Source organism: Arthrobacter sp. QXT-31, from assembly GCF_001969265.1.
Lineage (GTDB): Bacteria > Actinomycetota > Actinomycetes > Actinomycetales > Micrococcaceae > Arthrobacter.
The window spans coordinates 2,284,687-2,302,229 of the sequence record NZ_CP019304.1 but is presented as its reverse complement, the minus strand read 5'-3'; the positions used below and the strand labels follow the sequence as shown (position 1 = coordinate 2,302,229).

The 17,543-nt window shown below is 62.5% G+C and carries 14 protein-coding genes; 6 read left to right on the top strand and 8 right to left on the bottom strand.

The features are described 5' to 3' along the window. Positions 1–3,012: 3,012 nt before the first annotated feature. The 8 genes from BWQ92_RS10410 to rpmH all read right to left on the bottom strand — a co-directional run bounded on the left by BWQ92_RS10410 (position 3,013) and on the right by rpmH (position 8,741). Positions 3,013–4,320 carry a ParB/RepB/Spo0J family partition protein gene (locus tag BWQ92_RS10410; protein WP_076799443.1) on the bottom strand — a complete coding sequence of 436 codons (1,308 nt, stop codon included), beginning with the start codon at positions 4,318–4,320 and terminating at the stop codon, positions 3,013–3,015. Positions 4,321–4,387: 67 nt separating this feature from the next. After that, complete coding sequence (locus BWQ92_RS10405) at positions 4,388–5,440, bottom strand: ParA family protein (protein ID WP_076799442.1); 1,053 nt, start codon at positions 5,438–5,440, stop codon at positions 4,388–4,390. Positions 5,441–5,525: 85 nt separating this feature from the next. Beyond that, on the bottom strand, positions 5,526–6,176 hold the full coding sequence (gene rsmG, locus BWQ92_RS10400) for a 16S rRNA (guanine(527)-N(7))-methyltransferase RsmG (RefSeq protein WP_076799441.1): 651 nt from the start codon (positions 6,174–6,176) through the stop codon (positions 5,526–5,528). Between the two features lie 19 nt (positions 6,177–6,195). Continuing rightward, on the bottom strand, positions 6,196–6,759 hold the full coding sequence (locus BWQ92_RS10395) for a Jag family protein (protein WP_076799440.1): 564 nt from the start codon (positions 6,757–6,759) through the stop codon (positions 6,196–6,198). Then, positions 6,759–7,733 carry a membrane protein insertase YidC gene (gene yidC / locus BWQ92_RS10390; protein WP_076799439.1) on the bottom strand — a complete coding sequence of 325 codons (975 nt, stop codon included), beginning with the start codon at positions 7,731–7,733 and terminating at the stop codon, positions 6,759–6,761. The genes BWQ92_RS10395 and yidC overlap by 1 nt, the downstream gene beginning before the upstream one ends. A 16-nt stretch (positions 7,734–7,749) precedes the next feature. After that, complete coding sequence (gene yidD / locus BWQ92_RS10385) at positions 7,750–8,145, bottom strand: membrane protein insertion efficiency factor YidD (RefSeq protein WP_172411632.1); 396 nt, start codon at positions 8,143–8,145, stop codon at positions 7,750–7,752. Beyond that, entirely contained in the window at positions 8,138–8,563 is a 426-nt protein-coding gene (gene rnpA / locus BWQ92_RS10380; RefSeq protein WP_076799437.1) for a ribonuclease P protein component, read from the bottom strand. The genes yidD and rnpA overlap by 8 nt, the downstream gene beginning before the upstream one ends. Positions 8,564–8,603: 40 nt before the next feature. Then, positions 8,604–8,741 carry a 50S ribosomal protein L34 gene (gene rpmH / locus BWQ92_RS10375; protein ID WP_003800212.1) on the bottom strand — a complete coding sequence of 46 codons (138 nt, stop codon included), beginning with the start codon at positions 8,739–8,741 and terminating at the stop codon, positions 8,604–8,606. Between the two features lie 470 nt (positions 8,742–9,211). Between rpmH and dnaA the strand changes: the two genes are divergently transcribed. From dnaA to gyrB, 6 genes are all read left to right on the top strand, one after another. After that, entirely contained in the window at positions 9,212–10,633 is a 1,422-nt protein-coding gene (dnaA, locus tag BWQ92_RS10370) for a chromosomal replication initiator protein DnaA (RefSeq protein WP_076799436.1), read from the top strand. Between the two features lie 538 nt (positions 10,634–11,171). After that, complete coding sequence (gene dnaN / locus BWQ92_RS10365) at positions 11,172–12,296, top strand: DNA polymerase III subunit beta (protein ID WP_076799435.1); 1,125 nt, start codon at positions 11,172–11,174, stop codon at positions 12,294–12,296. Between the two features lie 90 nt (positions 12,297–12,386). Continuing rightward, positions 12,387–13,271, top strand: coding sequence for a phosphogluconate dehydrogenase (NAD(+)-dependent, decarboxylating) (gnd, locus tag BWQ92_RS10360; RefSeq protein WP_076799434.1), 885 nt, complete (start codon positions 12,387–12,389; stop codon positions 13,269–13,271). Between the two features lie 25 nt (positions 13,272–13,296). After that, the gene (recF, locus tag BWQ92_RS10355; protein ID WP_076799433.1) at positions 13,297–14,499 is read left to right on the top strand and encodes a DNA replication/repair protein RecF; all 1,203 of its coding nucleotides are present in this window, start codon (positions 13,297–13,299) and stop codon (positions 14,497–14,499) included. Continuing rightward, a complete protein-coding gene (locus tag BWQ92_RS10350) occupies positions 14,486–15,043 on the top strand; it encodes a DUF721 domain-containing protein (protein WP_076799432.1) in 558 nt (185 codons plus the stop codon). Before recF ends, BWQ92_RS10350 begins: the two co-directional genes overlap by 14 nt. Before the next feature lie 382 nt (positions 15,044–15,425). Then, positions 15,426–17,516, top strand: a complete 2,091-nt coding sequence (gene gyrB / locus BWQ92_RS10345) for a DNA topoisomerase (ATP-hydrolyzing) subunit B (protein WP_076799431.1) — start codon at positions 15,426–15,428, stop codon at positions 17,514–17,516. Positions 17,517–17,543: the final 27 nt, after the last annotated feature.

Here is a 17,543-nt window from a genome sequence, read left to right as displayed (position 1 = left end):
CCGCAAAGGCTAGATTTTACGCGTCCTTCCCACGTCTTAAGAGCGCAAAAGTCGCGGCTCCCCGTAGGCCGCGTAGTTTCACGTGAAACAGGAAGCTGCTGTCGGCAGCGGCCTCTTCTCGCTCGGGCCACCACGGTCCCATCCCGGTCGGACTCACGAGGCAACAAGAGCCGGATATCCCCATGTTTACCCACAGAGTTATCCACAGGGTTATCCACTGCCTTTTCAACATCACCAGCAGGCGAACTTGGGCCCTTTCAACACCCCCAGCAGGCGAGCTTGCAGCTACCAAGGGGTAAACGCACAGCGCTTTCCCGATCGATAATGCGATAGCTTGCCCCCTCTCCTACTCCGGGCTAGCAAGGAGTGTTCAGTGCAGCCACATCGACAGAGGGAAGAAATGCGGTGCATATTTCCTGCGGTTGGGGAAGGAAGTCAGTAATAAATGCAGATCCTCCAAGGGGTGCACTGTACGTGCACGTTGATGCGCCTGTACCAGCGAAGACGTGATTGCACTGCCGACTTACGTGTAATGGTGATACTGCCGGGGACCCTACCGAGGCACGAGTACCGCCGAGAACATGGGAGCTGCGACGAAGGCGCCGAGACCAGGGGAGCGGCCACTCGGCTGCCTGCGGGGAAAGCTCATGCTACCGCCTCCGCGCCCTGGGGACGGTACGCCCGCGGATACCCAAGGCGGGGAGTCGCTCCGCGTTTCACGTGAAACTAAGAGCCCCGAAGGGGACGAGCGTCGGCTGGGGCGTTCCCTAAGCTGACGCTGGTCAGGGACACGAAAAGCAGCGCAGAGTCAAGAAGGTCCTAAAGACCGGCAACCTCTACGCTGGAAAACGGATAGCACCGGCAGCGGCCATCCTAAATTGTCCTACCACCGACCATCGTCCACAGGCGCCGGAGTCCTGACACACAACTTCCCGGCCCTCCACTTGTAGTAGCGATAGACGGCGAAGGTGAGTTGCACTCCAACGAGGGAGTCGTCTTCCCTAAGCGGCTAGTGCTAGGGGACAAAATAGCCTTGAGCGCCCCGCAATGTTCCGGAAGGGCCCCATAACATCGGAGTCATCTCGGCTATCGCTGAGCCCAGAACCTTCCGTGAACTTTCCGACTCTTTCCGTTCTTTAGATTAGTACCTCCTAGTCGTGCGCGGTTCCATCGGCCACTGGGAGGGCCGCACAGAGGCTTGCCAGGAGTCGGCGCGAATGACGAGCAGCATTGCGTCGTCACTCGATCGCCCCCGCCGAAGGTCCAGTTGGTGTCGCTGGCACCTCACCACTGGCAGAGACACGGTTTCACGTGAAACCGTGTCTCCGGACGCTGGTTACTCCCGCTGGTTCGGTTTTGGTTCTTTTGGGGCTCCGCGCAACAAGGGATCTCTATTCCCGCCCCATCGACATCGTCCTAATGTTTTGTCCAGAGTGGCGATGATGCACCTGGAGATTCTGAGCAGCCGTACACACCGTGAGACCTCTACGGGGGCCGTACGGCTAAAGGTGCCAGATTCCGCTATCTAGAAGATTTCACCCCATCGCACAGCAGGCCGCGTGCTCAACAGGGAGGATCAGAATCATCCCAGAACCGCTACGTCGTCTGGGCTCGGAGCGCCTGGCGCACTAGTTCTGTATCTTCAATGGCCCACGCAACGATAGGCACTGGCGACCACTTTCACGAACGGGGGAATATCCGCGCACCCGCGTAGTGCGACATTGCGCACCCTGCCCCCATACGGCGTCGTCGTGGCACAAACGGGCGCTTTGATCGCATTTGCTCATTGCGCTGATCCGTCAGCTGTGGGGTCCTCCAACAAGATCCAGTAGGTTGACTAGGGCGCAGGACACAGGAACTTTAGATTGCTTCTAGCAGACGGGCGGGTGGCTTTGGACCTGCACCGTCAGCCTAGGCCGGCAGCGTTGGCCACAGCCGGTTCGGCCCCTAGGTTTCACGTGAAACTGCGACTGCCCCGCCTATCCGCGCGCACGAACCAACAGCAGTCAGCGAAGACGTTTCACGTGAAACGCGCCTGCGCTTGCCCGCGAGAACTATATCTGACGAAACAGGGCAGCCTACGCAGAGCCAGTAGGACAGCACCTCATTGGCCCTCCGGTTTGATTCCCAAATGTCCCAAGAAGCAGGCGACTAAAACAAGCCAACGGCAAATCACCAGCATGAATCTTGGCAACAGGCCACGAAGAAGAGCAGTCATGCCCGCGCGTCCGGTCCCTGATGAGGCAGACGCGCGCACCGCGAACCTGCTTCGACGCTCAGGCACCAACACAGCAAAAACCAAGTCGAAGCAAAAACCAAGTCGAAGGTTTCAGTGGTTCCGGGTTCAGGACTTCAATTCTTCCATCTAACGGGAAAGCAGAGCTTCGCTGGTAGTCAAGGCCGCAGCGGGCCTGTAGGGGCGATCGTTTCACGTGAAACACGCATTGGGGAAGCCCGTTGCCTAGTCGAGCATCACCCAGCGCACCGGAAGGACCAGCAATGCTCGTCCCGTATCTCCCATAGGTTCACAAGTAGCCAGAGCATAGAAGCAGGTCGCCGAAGGGCCCCTGACTGCGCGCACAGCTAGGAGAAGTGCAGACCGCAGAGACCTCAACCCAGGACGCGGCCTAAGACCGAAAGGATGTCCCGCCCCAATACAAGGCCGTTGCAAAGAACCGGCATCACCCGAAATTCTCAGTTCACGGAAAAGATTCGAAAGCAAGACTCCTCATTCGCCTGGATGTTCGAGGGGGCGCTGCCAGCTCCCGTGCCTTGTCACGGCAGCTGTGGCCAGCAGACGTACAACAAAACCTTTAGGACGACAGGAGGCCCGGTATGGGCTGGAGCCGATGGCCACACAAGCCCCATCGGCCCCACACTGGGCACCTGTATCTGCCACGGGCTAATGGACAGCCTCATCTCTGAAGAAGCGCAGCGACGCAAAAGCAGCGGATTCCCATACAAACCGAAAAGGGCCCGTTCGACGGAACGGGCCCTTCTTTAAATTATGGTTTAGTTGTCTGAACCTGGCGCGAGGACATCCATGATGCGGTTCAAGTCCTCGACGCTGGCAAATTCGATGCTTACGCGTCCCTTGCGTGCACCCAGCGAGATCTTCACGTTCGTGTCGAGCCTGTCCGAGAGCGAGGAGGCCAGGTAGTCCAGCCGTTCGTGACGCGCCCCCGGACGGGGAATGTTGTTCTTCGCCGGCGTCGCCGGCTCACGGTGCAACGTGACCGCTTCCTCCGTGGCACGAACAGACATGCCCTCAGCCACAATCTTCTGGGCCAGTCGCTCCATGGACGCCGCATCGGGGAGCGAGAGAAGCGCGCGGGCGTGGCCAGCCGAAAGTACGTTGGCGGCGACCCGGCGCTGCACCAGCGGAGGCAGCTTCAACAGGCGGAGTGTGTTGGACACCTGAGGGCGGGAGCGGCCGATACGATCTGCCAGCTGCTCGTGCGTAGTACCAAAGTCCTCGAGCAGCTGCTGATACGCCGCAGCTTCTTCGAGCGGATTGAGCTGGCTGCGGTGGAGGTTCTCGAGAAGTGCGTCGCGGAGCAGGTCGTCATCGGTGGTGTCACGGACAATCGCCGGGATCGTGGAGAGTCCGGCTGCCTGTACTGCACGCCACCGACGCTCGCCCATCACAAGTTCATATGGTTCTCCACCTTTTTCGGTGGAAGTACGTACCACAATTGGCTGGAGGACGCCTATTTCGCGGACCGAGTGCACGAGCTCTGCCATGTCGTCCTCATCGAAGACGGTACGCGGCTGTTTACGGTTCGGATGGATGTCCGTAACCGGAATCTCAGCAAAACGGACACCCGGGACCTCGACGAGATCGACGTCATTGTCCAAGACAGCAGCTGACCCTGCCTTATGTCCGGCGGCAGCTGAATCGCCAGAAGCACCATCAGTCGCGGGCTCAGCCGGACCGGATGTGTCCGGAAGATCGACGTCGGCGTTCTCAGCATCCGCAGCCGCGAGCTTGGCAGGGCCAGCCTTGGAAGCCTGGGACTTGCTGGCCGTGGACTTGGCGGAGGATGACTTCACGCCATCTGACGCGCCGTCTGCCTCCGGACGAGCTTCGGCAGGAACCTCGGCCGAAGCCTTACGGCCGGACCGGGCAGCGGGCACATCGCCGAGAACGGACTTGTCCGGCTCAGCGGCCGGAATGGGTTCAGCTGTCTTCCGCGCCTCCGGGAAGAAGAGATCCACAGGGCGCGACGGAGCTGCTCCGTTACCCGAAGCGCCTGCGGAAGCGGAACTTGGAATGAGTGCGCCAAGACCGCGACCGAGCCCGCGTCGCTTATCGCTCATGGATGATTCCCTCCATCGGAAGAGCCCGGCTATGCCGGGCTCCGGCTGTTGCAGTGTTTGGAAAATTCTAACGCTCAGCGATTTCCGCTGCGGCTTCCAGGTAGGACAACGCGCCGCTGGAGGATGGGTCGTAGGTCATGACCGTCTGCTGGTAGCTCGGCGCTTCGGAGATCCGCACGGAGCGGGGTACGACAGCGTCAAGGACCTGGTTCGGGAAGTGCTGCCGGACTTCAGCTGCGACCTGGGCGGCCAGGTTGGTGCGCCCGTCGTACATGGTCAGGAGAATCGTCGAAACTTCCAGTTCAGCATTGAGGTGCTTCTGGATCATCTCAATGTTCTTCAGCAGCTGGCTCAATCCCTCGAGGGCGTAGTACTCGCACTGGATGGGAATAAGCACCTCGCCGGCTGCACAGAAGGCATTGACGGTCAGCAGTCCCAGGCTGGGCGGGCAGTCAATGAAGATGTAGTCCAGCCGCTGTTCGCCCTTCTTCGCCCGGGCTTTGGCGTAGACGTCGATGGCACGGCGGAGACGCTGCTCGCGCGCCACGAGCGAAACCAGTTCGATCTCGGCGCCGGCCAGGTGGATGGTGGCCGGGGCGCAAATGAGGTTGCTGATGTCCGGGCACTGTGCCACCACATCCTCGAGTGCCACGTCGTTGATCAGGACGTCATAGATGCTGTCGACGTCGGCGTGGTGTTCGATGCCGAGAGCAGTGGAGGCGTTGCCCTGCGGGTCAATGTCGATGACCAGGACGTTCAGGCCGGCTGCGGCAAGCGCGGCAGCGATGTTGACGGTGGTAGTGGTTTTCCCCACGCCACCCTTTTGGTTTGAAACCGTGAAGATCCGTGTCTTCTCCGGTTTCGGCAGGTTGCGGCCCAGCAGCCGCTCACGCCGACGGTTCTCATGGGCGAGTTCGCGGGCGATGGGGCTGGAGTCATCCAGCGTGTCCAGGACATTGCCGCGACCTGCGGTTTCACGTGAAACCTTCGGAGTGCTGGTTCCAGCAACCGGGTTAAGTTGACTTACCGTCGTAGCGACCGGCGATACGCCGAAGGAACGCGCCGACCCCAGGGACACGAACGGGGGAATCCGCTGCGTGGAGGTTTCGCTACTCGTCACTGGGACACACTCACTCTCGTTCGGCTTTCACTGCCGTTCTCTAGCCTAACCGCTACACCCTAAGGACCCGCGGCACCTTGCGGGGCTAGGCGCTCTTTTGGGTCTTCTTAACTACGATCCGAACCACAGTGGTGGGTTCCTCGAGCAGGTTCTGGCCAACGGTGACAACCGAGGTCTCCACGCCGCCAAGCTTGCGGATGACCTTGGCGGCCTTCTCGATCTCCTCGGCGGCGCTGCGGCCCTTGATGGCAACAACTTCACCCTCGCCGCCGAGCAGTGGAATGGTCAGGCCGGCAAGATTGCTCAGCGCGGACACGGCCCGGGCGGTCACGACGTCGGCTGTGACCATGCCGACGGCGAGTTCGGCTCGCGTGCGCATGATGGTGACGTTGCTCAGACCGAGATCGTCAACCACTTCCTGCAGCCAGATCACCCGGCGTTCCAGGGGCTCGATGAGGGTCAGTTCGAGGTCGGGGCGTGCAATGGCCAGGCAAAGGCCCGGCAGGCCGGCTCCGCTTCCGACGTCGGCCACGTGGCTGCCCTGCGGGATCTCACTTTCGATGACCGCGCAGTTCAGGACATGCCGTCCCCAGAGCCTCGGGATCTCCCGCGGACCGATGAGTCCGCGCTCGGTCCCGGACGTCGCCAGGTGTTCTACGTACCGTTCAGCAAGGTCCAGGCGGTCGCCGAAAATCTTCTCCGCCGCCTGGCGCTCCGCTGCCGTGATCTCAACCATCAGTAGGTCAGCCAACGGTTCAGTCGGCCGAAACGACGATGTGCCGGCCTGCACCCTCGCCCTCAGACTCGCTGACGAAACCGAGGTCGGCGACGGCGTCGTGAACGATCTTCCGCTCGTAGGCGCTCATGGGCTCCAGTGCGACGGCCTCACCGGTCTCCTTGACGGTAGCGACAGCGTCCTCGGCGATCTTCTGCAGGTGGCCCGCGCGCTCCTTCCGGTAGCCGTTGATGTCGAGCACCAGCCGGGAGCGGTTCTCAGTCGCGGACAGAACGGACAGGCGGGTGAGTTCCTGAAGGGCCTCCAGTACCTCGCCGTCGCGCCCCACGAGGCTCTCAAGCCCGGCGGACTCTTCCTCGGTCACAATAGAGATGTAGGTGCGTCCGTTGCGGACCTCAATGTCAATGTCGCCGTCGATGTCGGCGATGTCGAGCAGTTCCTCAAGGTAGTCGGCGGCTACATCGCCTTCCTCTTCCAGGCGGCTTGCCGACGTGCCCTTGCCCGCATTCACGGTACCGGCAACAGAATCCTGGTCTTCGCCGGGGTCAGCGGAAAGTGCGTGTTCAGAGCTCTCAACAGACATTACTTCTTCTTCCTGTTCTTACGTTGTGGCTGGATGCGCTGCGTCCGGGCCTGCGCAACCGCAGCGGCGGCAGCTGCTTCCGCTTCGGCGTCGGCCTTCTTGCCTCCCAGGACGGGAAGGGCCGGAAGGCCCTTGGCGGCACGGCGCTCGGCGAGGGCCTTGGCGGCCGGCGATCCCGGCGTCGGCATGCGGCGGATGACAAAGAACTGCTGGCCCATGGTCCACAGGTTGGTGGTGGTCCAGTAGATCAGGACACCGATGGGGAAGTTGATGCCGCCCACACCGAAGACGATGGGCAGGATGTACAGCATCATCTTCTGCTGGCGCATGAACGGGCTGGCCATGGCCTCTTCGGACATGTTCTTCGCCATGATCTGCTTCTGCGTGATGAACTGCGAGGCCGTCATGGCCAGGATCATGATGATCGAGAGGATCCATACAGCCGTAAGGTTGCCTTCGCCGCCGTGCAGCAGGGATGCGGACAGCGTGGCCCCGAAGATGGTGGATTCGTCGAACTGGGTGACCTGCTGGTGGCTCAGCGCACCGATGCCCTCACCCTTGTCGCGAGCGGTGCTGATACCGGAAAGAACGGTAAAGAGTGCGAAGAAGAACGGCATCTGGATCAGCATGGGCAGGCAGGCCGAGAACGGGTTGGTGCCGTGCTTCTTGTACATCGCCATCTGTTCCTGCGCCATGGCCTGGCGGGACAGCTGGTCGGTCTTGCCCTTGTACTTGTCCTGGAGCTTCTTCAGGTCAGGCTGCAGCAGCTGCATGCCGCGCTGTGCCTTGATCTGCTTGACGAAGACGGGAATGAGGGCCGCCCGGATGACCAGCACCAGACCAATGATGGACAGCGTCCAGGTCCAGCCGGAGGCCTCAGGCATGCCAATGGCACTCAGGCCCTCATGGAAGCCCACCATGATGATGGACACAAGCCATTTGAACGGAAACATGATTGTTTCAAAGAAGTCCATACGATATCCCTATTCGTCAGGCCGCAGCGCGGCCTTCTCCATCAGTCTGAGCAGCCAGGTACTTGTCCGGGTTATTCAGCACAACAATTCTTGGGGTCTGGTTTTCAGGCCATTCCCGGTGGCCGGCGGGGACATGGTCCACGCCGCCGGCGTTCCACGGGTGGCAGCGCGCCAGGCGCCGGGCCGCCAGCCAGCTGCCCTTGACAGCGCCGTGGACGGTAACTGCTTCAAGCGCATAGGCCGAGCACGAGGGAAAGAAGCGGCAGACCTGGCCGTACAAGGGCGAAACCACCTTGCGATACGCCAGGAGCAGAAGAATAAGGATGTTGCGGGGCAGGTTCCAGATGAAGCTGCCCACGGCCGCTGCTGCGGACTTGAAGGAACGGACGACGGCGGCAGTCGGGTCAAGCACGCTGTGTCCCTTCCTGTGTCGTTGCGTCCGTTTGCGTTCCAGCCGGCCGTTTTCCGGTCACCGCCGGAAGGCGGCCAGCCAGCCGCCTCATGGTGTTTTCCAAGGCGGCGTTGTAGTCCGCCAGGAGTTCATCCCAGCTGGCTGTTGCGGAAGCGGGCAAAGCACGCACCACAATAGCGAATCCGGTGCCGTACTCGCGCAGCGAGACAGCGCCGGCTTCTCTAAGTCTCCTCTTAACGAGGTTCCTCGCAACAGCGTTCCCGACAGCTTTGGAAACGATGAAGCCGATGCGGCTGGGCTCATCGGGTCCAATAGTTGCCGTATATAACACTACGTTCCGGCGTCCATTGCGGACGCCGGAACGTACAGTTGTTGAAAAATCGGTAGAAGTCCTCAGGCGGTTCCGGGTGGCAAGCACCGCTAATCTCGCAGAAGGAAGAAAACCGACAAGTCAGTATTTACGCCGACAGTTCGGTGCGGCCCTTGCCACGGCGGGCGGCCAGGATGGCGCGGCCGGCACGGGTGCGCATACGAAGGCGGAAGCCGTGCTTCTTGGCCCGACGGCGGTTATTCGGCTGAAAAGTCCGCTTGCTCACGTTAGTTACTCCAGTGGATCAAAGGTGCGCCCACCCGATCAGTAAGGGGAAGAACTGGCCGACGCTAAGTTTTGTATGTGCATGCTTCCCCCGGATTTGCCGGGCACACGAAGTGTCCGGAACTCCAAAATGGGGTCAGAAAGCAGGCACAAAGGACTCCACAACGGTAGGGCAAAGCGCCGTCGGTAGTCAAACCAGCAGGCCGCCCGGCGTGTTTCCCCAGCTGTGGCTAACAAGGCGCAGAACCTGTGGATGAAGCGGCTCACAACCGCCGTTTTCGAACCACAACGGTGTAATTATCCACAAGGCACTTCCCAGCTATCTTCTAGGCTTTTCATCCCCTAGAGTGTCTCAGTAGCCGATTATCCACGGACTGTGCATAACCCTGTGGATTAAGCCGGGCCAGCACCCTGGTTCCAGGCTTGCGGCTGCATGTAATGCAGGCAGCAAGCTTTGAGGAACCAAATTTGATGACAGTAGACGAAGCCAACCACGCCAACACTGTCGGAAGTTCCTGGCGGCGCGTGGTGAACCTTCTCGAACAGGACGATCGCGTTTCGCCCCGTCAACGCGGCTTTGTCATCCTCGCGCAGGCCCAGGGCCTCATCGGTTCCACCCTTCTGGTAGCTGTCCCCAACGAGCTGACCCGGGAAGTGCTGCAGACCCAGGTCAAGGACGCCCTCGACGATGCGCTCCGCAATGTCTTCTCGGACGACATCCGCTGCGCGATCGACGTCGACACGGATCTGGTGCCCATCCATGAGGAGCCCGAACCCGCCGTCGAGCTTTCCCTCGCCAACGACCCGTCCATCGAGCAGAAGCCGCAGCCCATGCTGCCGAGCACCTCGCATGAATTCGGCCGGCTCAATCCCAAGTACGTTTTCGATACCTTCGTGATCGGCTCATCCAACCGGTTCGCCCATGCCGCAGCCGTCGCTGTGGCAGAAGCCCCCGCGAAGGCCTACAACCCGCTGTTCATCTACGGCGACTCAGGTCTTGGCAAAACCCACCTGCTGCACGCCATCGGCCACTACGCCAGGCGCCTCTACAGCGGCATCCGCGTCCGGTACGTCAACTCCGAGGAATTCACCAACGACTTCATCAACTCGATCCGCGACGACGAAGGCGCCAGCTTCAAAACGACGTACCGCAACGTGGATGTCCTGCTGATCGACGACATCCAGTTCCTGGCCGGCAAGGACCGGACCCTGGAGGAGTTCTTCCACACGTTCAACTCGCTGCACAACAACAACAAGCAGGTGGTCATCACCTCGGACCAGCCGCCCAAGCTGCTGGCAGGCTTCGAGGACCGGATGAAGTCGCGCTTCGAGTGGGGCCTGCTGACGGACATCCAGCCGCCCGAACTGGAAACCCGCATCGCCATCCTCCGGAAGAAGGCCCTCAGCGAAGGGCTCTCCGCCCCGGACGACGCACTGGAGTACATCGCTTCCAAGATCGCCAGCAACATCCGCGAACTCGAAGGCGCGCTCATCCGCGTCACCGCGTTCGCCAGCCTCAACCGCCAGCCGGTGGACGTGGCCCTCGCGGAGATGGTGCTCAAGGACCTCATCACCGACGACGGCGCCCAGGAAATCACGTCGAGCCAGATCCTGCAGCAGACCGCGGACTACTTCAAGCTCAGCATGGAGGAGCTCTGCAGCAAGTCCCGGACCCGCACGCTGGTGACCGCCCGGCAGATCGCCATGTACCTCTGCCGTGAGCTGACGGACATGTCGCTTCCCAAGATCGGCCAGGAACTCGGCGGCCGCGACCACACCACCGTGATCCACGCAGACCGCAAGATCCGTGAACTCATGGCGGAACGTCGTGTGATTTACAACCAGGTCACCGAGCTCACCAACCGGATAAAGCAGCAGCAGCGCGACTCCTGATCCAAGGTTCTTAACCTTATTAACAGGCGCGTGTGGATAACCCTGTGGACAGTTAAGGGGACAACCGCAGTTAATGGGCTTAAAACCCTTAAGCCGTCTGTGGATCACCGAAACAGGCCAAAAATTTTGTCCCCATCCACAGCCTGTTTAAAACAGGCCGAACCCACAGCCCATGAACAGGGCTTAACCGCGGATCCGAGCCGGAAACCGGGGTTATCCACAGTTTCCACAGCAGTTATTAACACTACTAATCCCAAAAAATTGAAATCCCTCAAACAACAACCTCGTTCCCGGACATCCACCGCACCGCTCCAAGCACCGGCAACCTGACCGCCGGCAGAGCCGGCATCACCGGTGGGGATGGGGAAATCCTTGTTGTTCCGGCTAAGCTGTCTGCAGCGCTCCCATCCCTGGGTCTGTTTGCGGTCGGCCATGCGCGGACCATGCAGGTTCCGGGACCCGGGGGACAACGTCCTGTGGGCTCTTGGCGAGCTCCCGTTCAGAAAATGGCAGCAGCAATGAAAGGCGGCACCCTTCCGTGAAGTTCAGAGTCGAACGGGACGTCCTGGCAGAAGCCGTCACATGGACAGCCCGGTCGTTGTCTCCGCGGCCGCCCGTACCGGTGCTCTCCGGCCTCCTTCTCAAGGCCGAATCCGGGACCGTCAGCCTGTCCAGCTTTGACTACGAGACCTCAGCAAGGCTTGAGATTCCCGCCGACATCCGGGACGAAGGCACCATTCTGGTCTCAGGCCGGCTCCTGGCCGACATTTGCCGCAGCCTGCCCTCAGCACCGGTGGACATCGAAACCGACGGCAACAAAGTGACCCTCACCTGCCGCCGAAGCAGCTTCCACCTCGCCACCATGCCCGAGGCCGAGTATCCGCCGCTGCCTGCGCTGCCCACCATCACCGGAACTGTCGCCGGCGATGCATTTGCCCAGGCTGTGTCCCAGGTGATCATCGCGGCCAGCAAGGACGACACCCTTCCCATCCTCACCGGTGTGCGGATGGAAATCGAGGACGACCTCATCACCCTCCTGGCCACTGACCGATACCGGCTCGCCATGCGGGAAGTTCCGTGGAAGCCGGTCACCCCCGGGATCTCCACCAGTGCCCTGGTCAAGGCCAAGACACTCAACGAAGTTGCCAAAACTTTGGGCGGCAGCGGTGACATCAACCTGGCCATCGCCGACGACGAAAGCCGGCTGATCGGCTTCGAAAGCGGCGGCCGCACCACCACATCACTGCTGGTCGACGGCGACTACCCCAAGATCCGCTCGCTGTTCCCGGATTCCACCCCGATTCACGCCACCGTGCAGACCCAGGAACTTGTGGAAGCCGTCCGCCGTGTCTCCCTGGTGGCGGAACGCAACACCCCGGTCCGGCTCGCGTTCACCCAGGGCCAACTGCACCTCGACGCCGGCACCGGCGAGGACGCCCAGGCCTCCGAAGAGCTCGAGGCCCAGCTCTCCGGCGATGACATCACGGTTGCGTTCAACCCGCACTACCTGGTTGAAGGCCTCAGCGTGATTGAAACCAAGTTTGTGCGCTTCTCCTTCACCACTGCACCGAAGCCTGCCATGATTACCGCGCAGAACGACGTCGACGGCGAAGACCAGGACGACTACCGCTACCTCGTCATGCCGGTGCGCCTGCCCAACTAATCCCCACCGCCACCCTCGCCTCGCAAGCTCGGCCAGGGAACCCTGGCGGCGTGGGCCCAAACCGCCACCCTCGCAGGAAAGAGTTCCACCATGCATATCGGACTGATCGGCCTTGGAAAAATGGGTTTCAACATGCGCGAACGGCTGCGCAACGGCGGGATCGAGGTCACCGGCTTCGACCGCAACCCGGAGGTTACCGATGTGGCCTCCACGGATGAGCTCATCGCCGCCCTTCCTGCGCCACGCCTCATCTGGGTCATGGTTCCGGCCGGAGAAATCACCGACGCCGTCATCACCGAGCTCGGTACAAAGCTGCAGCCGGGCGACATGGTGATCGATGGCGGAAACTCCCGCTTCACCGAGGACCAGAAGCACGCCGCAGTTCTGGCCGAAAAGGGAATCCGCTTCGCCGACTGCGGCGTCTCCGGCGGAGTCTGGGGCCTGCAGAACGGCTACGGCCTCATGGCCGGAGGCGACCCCGCGGACATCGAACGCGCGCTTCCCGTCTTTGACGCACTCCGTCCCGAAGGCGACCGCGAGGACAGCTTCGTCCACGTGGGCGGGGTGGGCGCAGGCCACTACGCCAAGATGGTGCACAACGGCATCGAGTACGGCCTGATGCAGGCCTACGCCGAGGGCTACCAGCTCCTCGCTTCCAAGGACATCATCAGCGATCTTCCCGGCACGTTCCGCGCCTGGCAAAAAGGCACGGTGGTCCGGTCCTGGCTGCTCGACCTGCTGGTCAAGGCACTGGAAGAGGATCCGGGACTGCAGAACATCGACGACTACGTCGAGGACTCGGGCGAAGGCAGGTGGACTGTGGAAGAAGCCATTGCCAACGCCATTCCCGCACCGGCGATCACGGCCGCGCTGTTCGCCCGCTTTGAGTCCCGCGAGGACAGCTCCCCCGCGATGAAGATGGTGTCCGCCCTCCGGCACCAGTTCGGCGGGCACGCCACCCGTCCGGCCAAGTGATCCCGCTGGGGGCTTTGAACACCGCGTGTACCTAGAACACCTGTCCCTGACCGATTTCCGCAGCTACGCCCAGGTGGATCTCCGGTTTGAACCGGGCGTCACGGTCCTGGTCGGCTCCAACGGAATCGGCAAGACCAACCTGATGGAGGCCATCGGCTACCTGGCCACGCTCAGCTCGCACCGGGTCAGCACCGACGGCCCTTTGCTCCGCTTCGGAACCGAACGGGCGCTGATCCGGGCAAAGCTGGTACGCGGCGAACAGTCCACCATCCTGGAGCTGGAAATCAACGGTGGCCGGGCCAACCGCGGACGCATCAACCGCAGCAACCCCGTCCGTGCGCGCGACCTGCTGGGCATCTGCCACACCGTCCTGTTCGCTCCGGAGGACCTGGCCCTGGTCAAGGGCGATCCGTCGAACCGCCGCCGGTTCCTGGACGAGCTCCTGGTGAGCCTGGTTCCCCGGCATGCCGCAACCCGCAGCGACTACGAGCGCGTACTCAAACAGCGCAACGCACTGCTGAAGTCGGCACGCGCCGGCAAATTCACCGCCGGCCATGAAGCCACCCTCGATGTCTGGGACCAGCACATGGCGCGCGCCGGTGCTGAGCTGCTCCACGCCAGGCTTGAACTCGTTGAGCGGCTCCGGCCGCACCTGAACAGTGCGTATGCCCAGCTCACTGACGGTTCGAAGGCCGCGGACGCGGTCTACCGCTCAACCCTGCAGAACATGATGGACGACGACGGCGAGCCGGCCAGCGCTTCCACATCACCCTCGGCGCCGGGAAATTCCGCGGAGGACCTCCGCTTGCTGTCCGTTGATGAGCTCGCCGAACGCTATATCCAGGCCTTCGCGGCGTCCCGCCGCAGGGAACTCGAACGGGGGATCTCACTGGTTGGCCCGCACCGGGATGAACTGGACCTCGTGCTTGGGCAGGCCCCGGCCAAGGGCTATGCCTCCCACGGCGAAACCTGGTCCATGTGCCTGTCCCTCCGGCTGGCGTCCTACTACGTCATGCTCGACGACGCCCGCACCGGCGGCTCCGCACCGATCCTTATCCTGGACGACGTTTTCGCCGAACTCGATGTCCAGCGGCGGCGTAAACTGGCCGCAATAGTTGCCGGCGCCGAGCAGGTCCTGGTGACAGCCGCCGTCGACGCCGATATTCCTGACGAGCTGGCGGGCCGGCGGGTGAAGGTCATCCCGGGAGGAATCGATGAACAGGGATAAGGACGGCGGCCTGCAGCCGGGCCGGGATCCCGACGAAATCGATGCTGCCCAGGCGGCGCTCAACAGGATGCGGGAGGCGGCGGCCGCCCGCGGTGAAGTCCGCCGCAAAGCAGCGCCGACAGGCGCCAACCAAAAACCCCGCACCGCAGCACAGGGAACGCGTGGCTTCAGCCAGTTCCACTCCACGGGCCGCGACCCCCTTGGGCTGGGCAAAGTCGTCGGCCGGCTGGTCGCCGAGCGAGGCTGGACCTCGCCGGTGGCCGTGGGCTCGGTCATGGCAGAGTGGCCGGCCCTGGTGGGACCGGAAATCGCTGCCCACTGCACGCCGGAAAGCTTTACCGACACCACCCTCCATGTGCGGTGCGACTCCACGGCCTGGGCCACCCAGCTCCGGCTGCTCAGCATGAGCCTGCTCGAGAAGTTCCGCACCGAACTCGGCGACGGGGTGGTCACCAGCATCCAGGTGCTCGGCCCGGCCGCACCGAACTGGCGCAAGGGCGGCCGTTCCGTCAACGGGCGGGGGCCCCGGGACACGTACGGATAGCACCGCCGGTTGCGCCTTCCGTGACCGAAGCGGAAACGGCGTGCAGGGCGCTCAAACCGCCGTCGGCCGTATAGGAGTCCAAAACGGGGACCGCTGGGGCCTTGCAGGCGGGGCCAATGGCCAGCCAGAGGCACATTGCGCTGCGCCCACGCCCCGCCAATGCGGGAATCACCCACGTTTCACGATAGAATTCCCCTAGATAACTGGGCGCCGGTGAAACGTTGACTGAGTCCGTTTTCCCGCGCTTTTTTCTGCGCGGGAGCGGTTCCGCGGTCAACCGGGTAGCAGGTGCCGCCAGTGACGTGCCTTTTGGCGGATGCCTTTTGCTTCGGCAAAGGGCGGAGGCCGGCCATCATCGAACATAGAGGAGTCGAAAGCGCCTGTGGCTAACGACAATGCAGACATCGAGGCAGTGGAGCCCGCAACGGAGGACGCCCGGAACACCGGCGACCCGGCTGAGACTGCCACACCCCGGGAGTACGGCGCCAGCGACATTACCGTACTTGAGGGCCTCGAGGCGGTACGGAAACGGCCCGGCATGTACATCGGCTCCACCGGACTGCGCGGCCTGCACCACCTGGTGTACGAAGTGGTGGACAACTCCGTTGACGAGGCCCTGGCCGGTTACTGCACCCACATCGAGATTGTGCTGCAGGCCGACGGCGGCGTAAAGGTATCGGACGACGGCCGAGGCATCCCCGTGGACATCCACCCCACCGAGGGCAAGCCCACGGTCGAGGTTGTCATGACCATCCTGCACGCCGGCGGCAAGTTCGGCGGCGGCGGCTACGCCGTGTCCGGCGGCCTCCACGGTGTGGGCATCTCCGTGGTCAACGCGCTCTCCACCCGGGTGAATACCGAGGTCCGCAGGCAGGGCCACGTCTGGCGGATGTCCTTTGCCGACGGCGGCAAGCCCCAGGGCGCGCTGGTCCAGGGCGAGGAAACCGCCGACACGGGAACAACCCAGACCTTCTACCCGGATCCGAGCATCTTCGAATCCGTGGAATTCGACTTCGAGACGCTCCGCGCCCGCTTCCAGCAGATGGCCTTCCTCAACAAGGGCCTGCGCATCACCCTGACCGACGAGCGCCAGGCGGCTGCCGGCACCGACGAAGCCGGCGACCTTGACCTGGACGGCGTGCTGACCGAGGGCGAGGTCCTCGCCGAGCACCGCACCGTGGTCTACCAGTACAACGAGGGCCTGCTCGACTACGTCAAGCACCTGAACTCGAGCAAGAAGGTGGACGTGGTCCACGAGGACGTCATCGCCTTCGAAACCGAGGACACCGAGCGGCACATCGCCGTCGAGATGGCACTGCAGTGGACCACGGCCTACTCCGAAAGCGTCCACACTTACGCGAACACCATCAACACCCACGAAGGCGGCACCCACGAAGAGGGCTTCCGCGCCGCGATGACCTCGCTCATCAACCGCTATGCGCGGGAGAAGAGCATCATCAAGGAAAAGGAAGAGAACCTCACGGGTGACGACATCCGTGAAGGCCTGACAGCCGTTATCTCCGTGAAGCTGTCCGAACCGCAGTTCGAGGGCCAGACCAAGACCAAGCTGGGCAACTCCGAGGTCAAGGGCTTTGTCCAGCGGGTGGTGACCGACCAGCTGGGCGACTGGCTGGAACGCAACCCCGGCCCGGCCAGGGACGTGATCCGCAAGGCGATTTCCGCGGCCCAGGCACGCATGGCTGCCCGCAAGGCCCGCGACAATGCCCGCCGGAAGAGCCCCCTGGAGTCCTTCGGCATGCCCGGCAAGCTCTCCGACTGCTCCTCGAAGGATCCCTCGAAGTGCGAGGTCTACCTGGTGGAGGGTGACTCGGCAGGCGGATCGGCCAAGCGCGGACGCAATCCGGAAACGCAGGCCATCCTGCCGCTGCGCGGCAAGATCCTCAATGTGGAACGGGCGCGCCTGGACAAGGCGCTGGGCAACAACGAGGTCCAGTCCATGATTACCGCGTTTGGCACAGGCATCGGCGAGGACTTCGACCTCAGCAAACTGCGGTACCACAAGATCGTGCTGATGGCTGATGCCGACGTGGACGGCCAGCACATCACCACGCTGCTGATGACCCTGCTGTTCCGCTACATGCGCCCGCTGATCGAGAACGGCTACGTGTATCTGGCACAGCCGCCGCTGTACCGGATCAAGTGGTCCAACGCTCCGCACGACTATGTGTTCAGCGACCGTGAGCGTGACGCGGTCCTGGTTTCCGGCCAGGCAGCAGGCCGCCGCATTCCGAAGGAAAACGGCATCCAGCGCTACAAGGGCCTGGGCGAGATGGACTACACGGAGCTCTGGGACACCACCATGGACCCGGACCGCCGCACCCTCCTGCAGGTGACCATGGAGGACGCAGCAGCCGCCGACCAGATCTTCGCCGTGCTGATGGGCGAAGACGTCGAATCGCGCCGCAACTTCATCCAGCAGAACGCCAAGGACGTCAGGTTCCTCGATATCTAGCGGTTTTCACGCCTGATATTCCAGAAC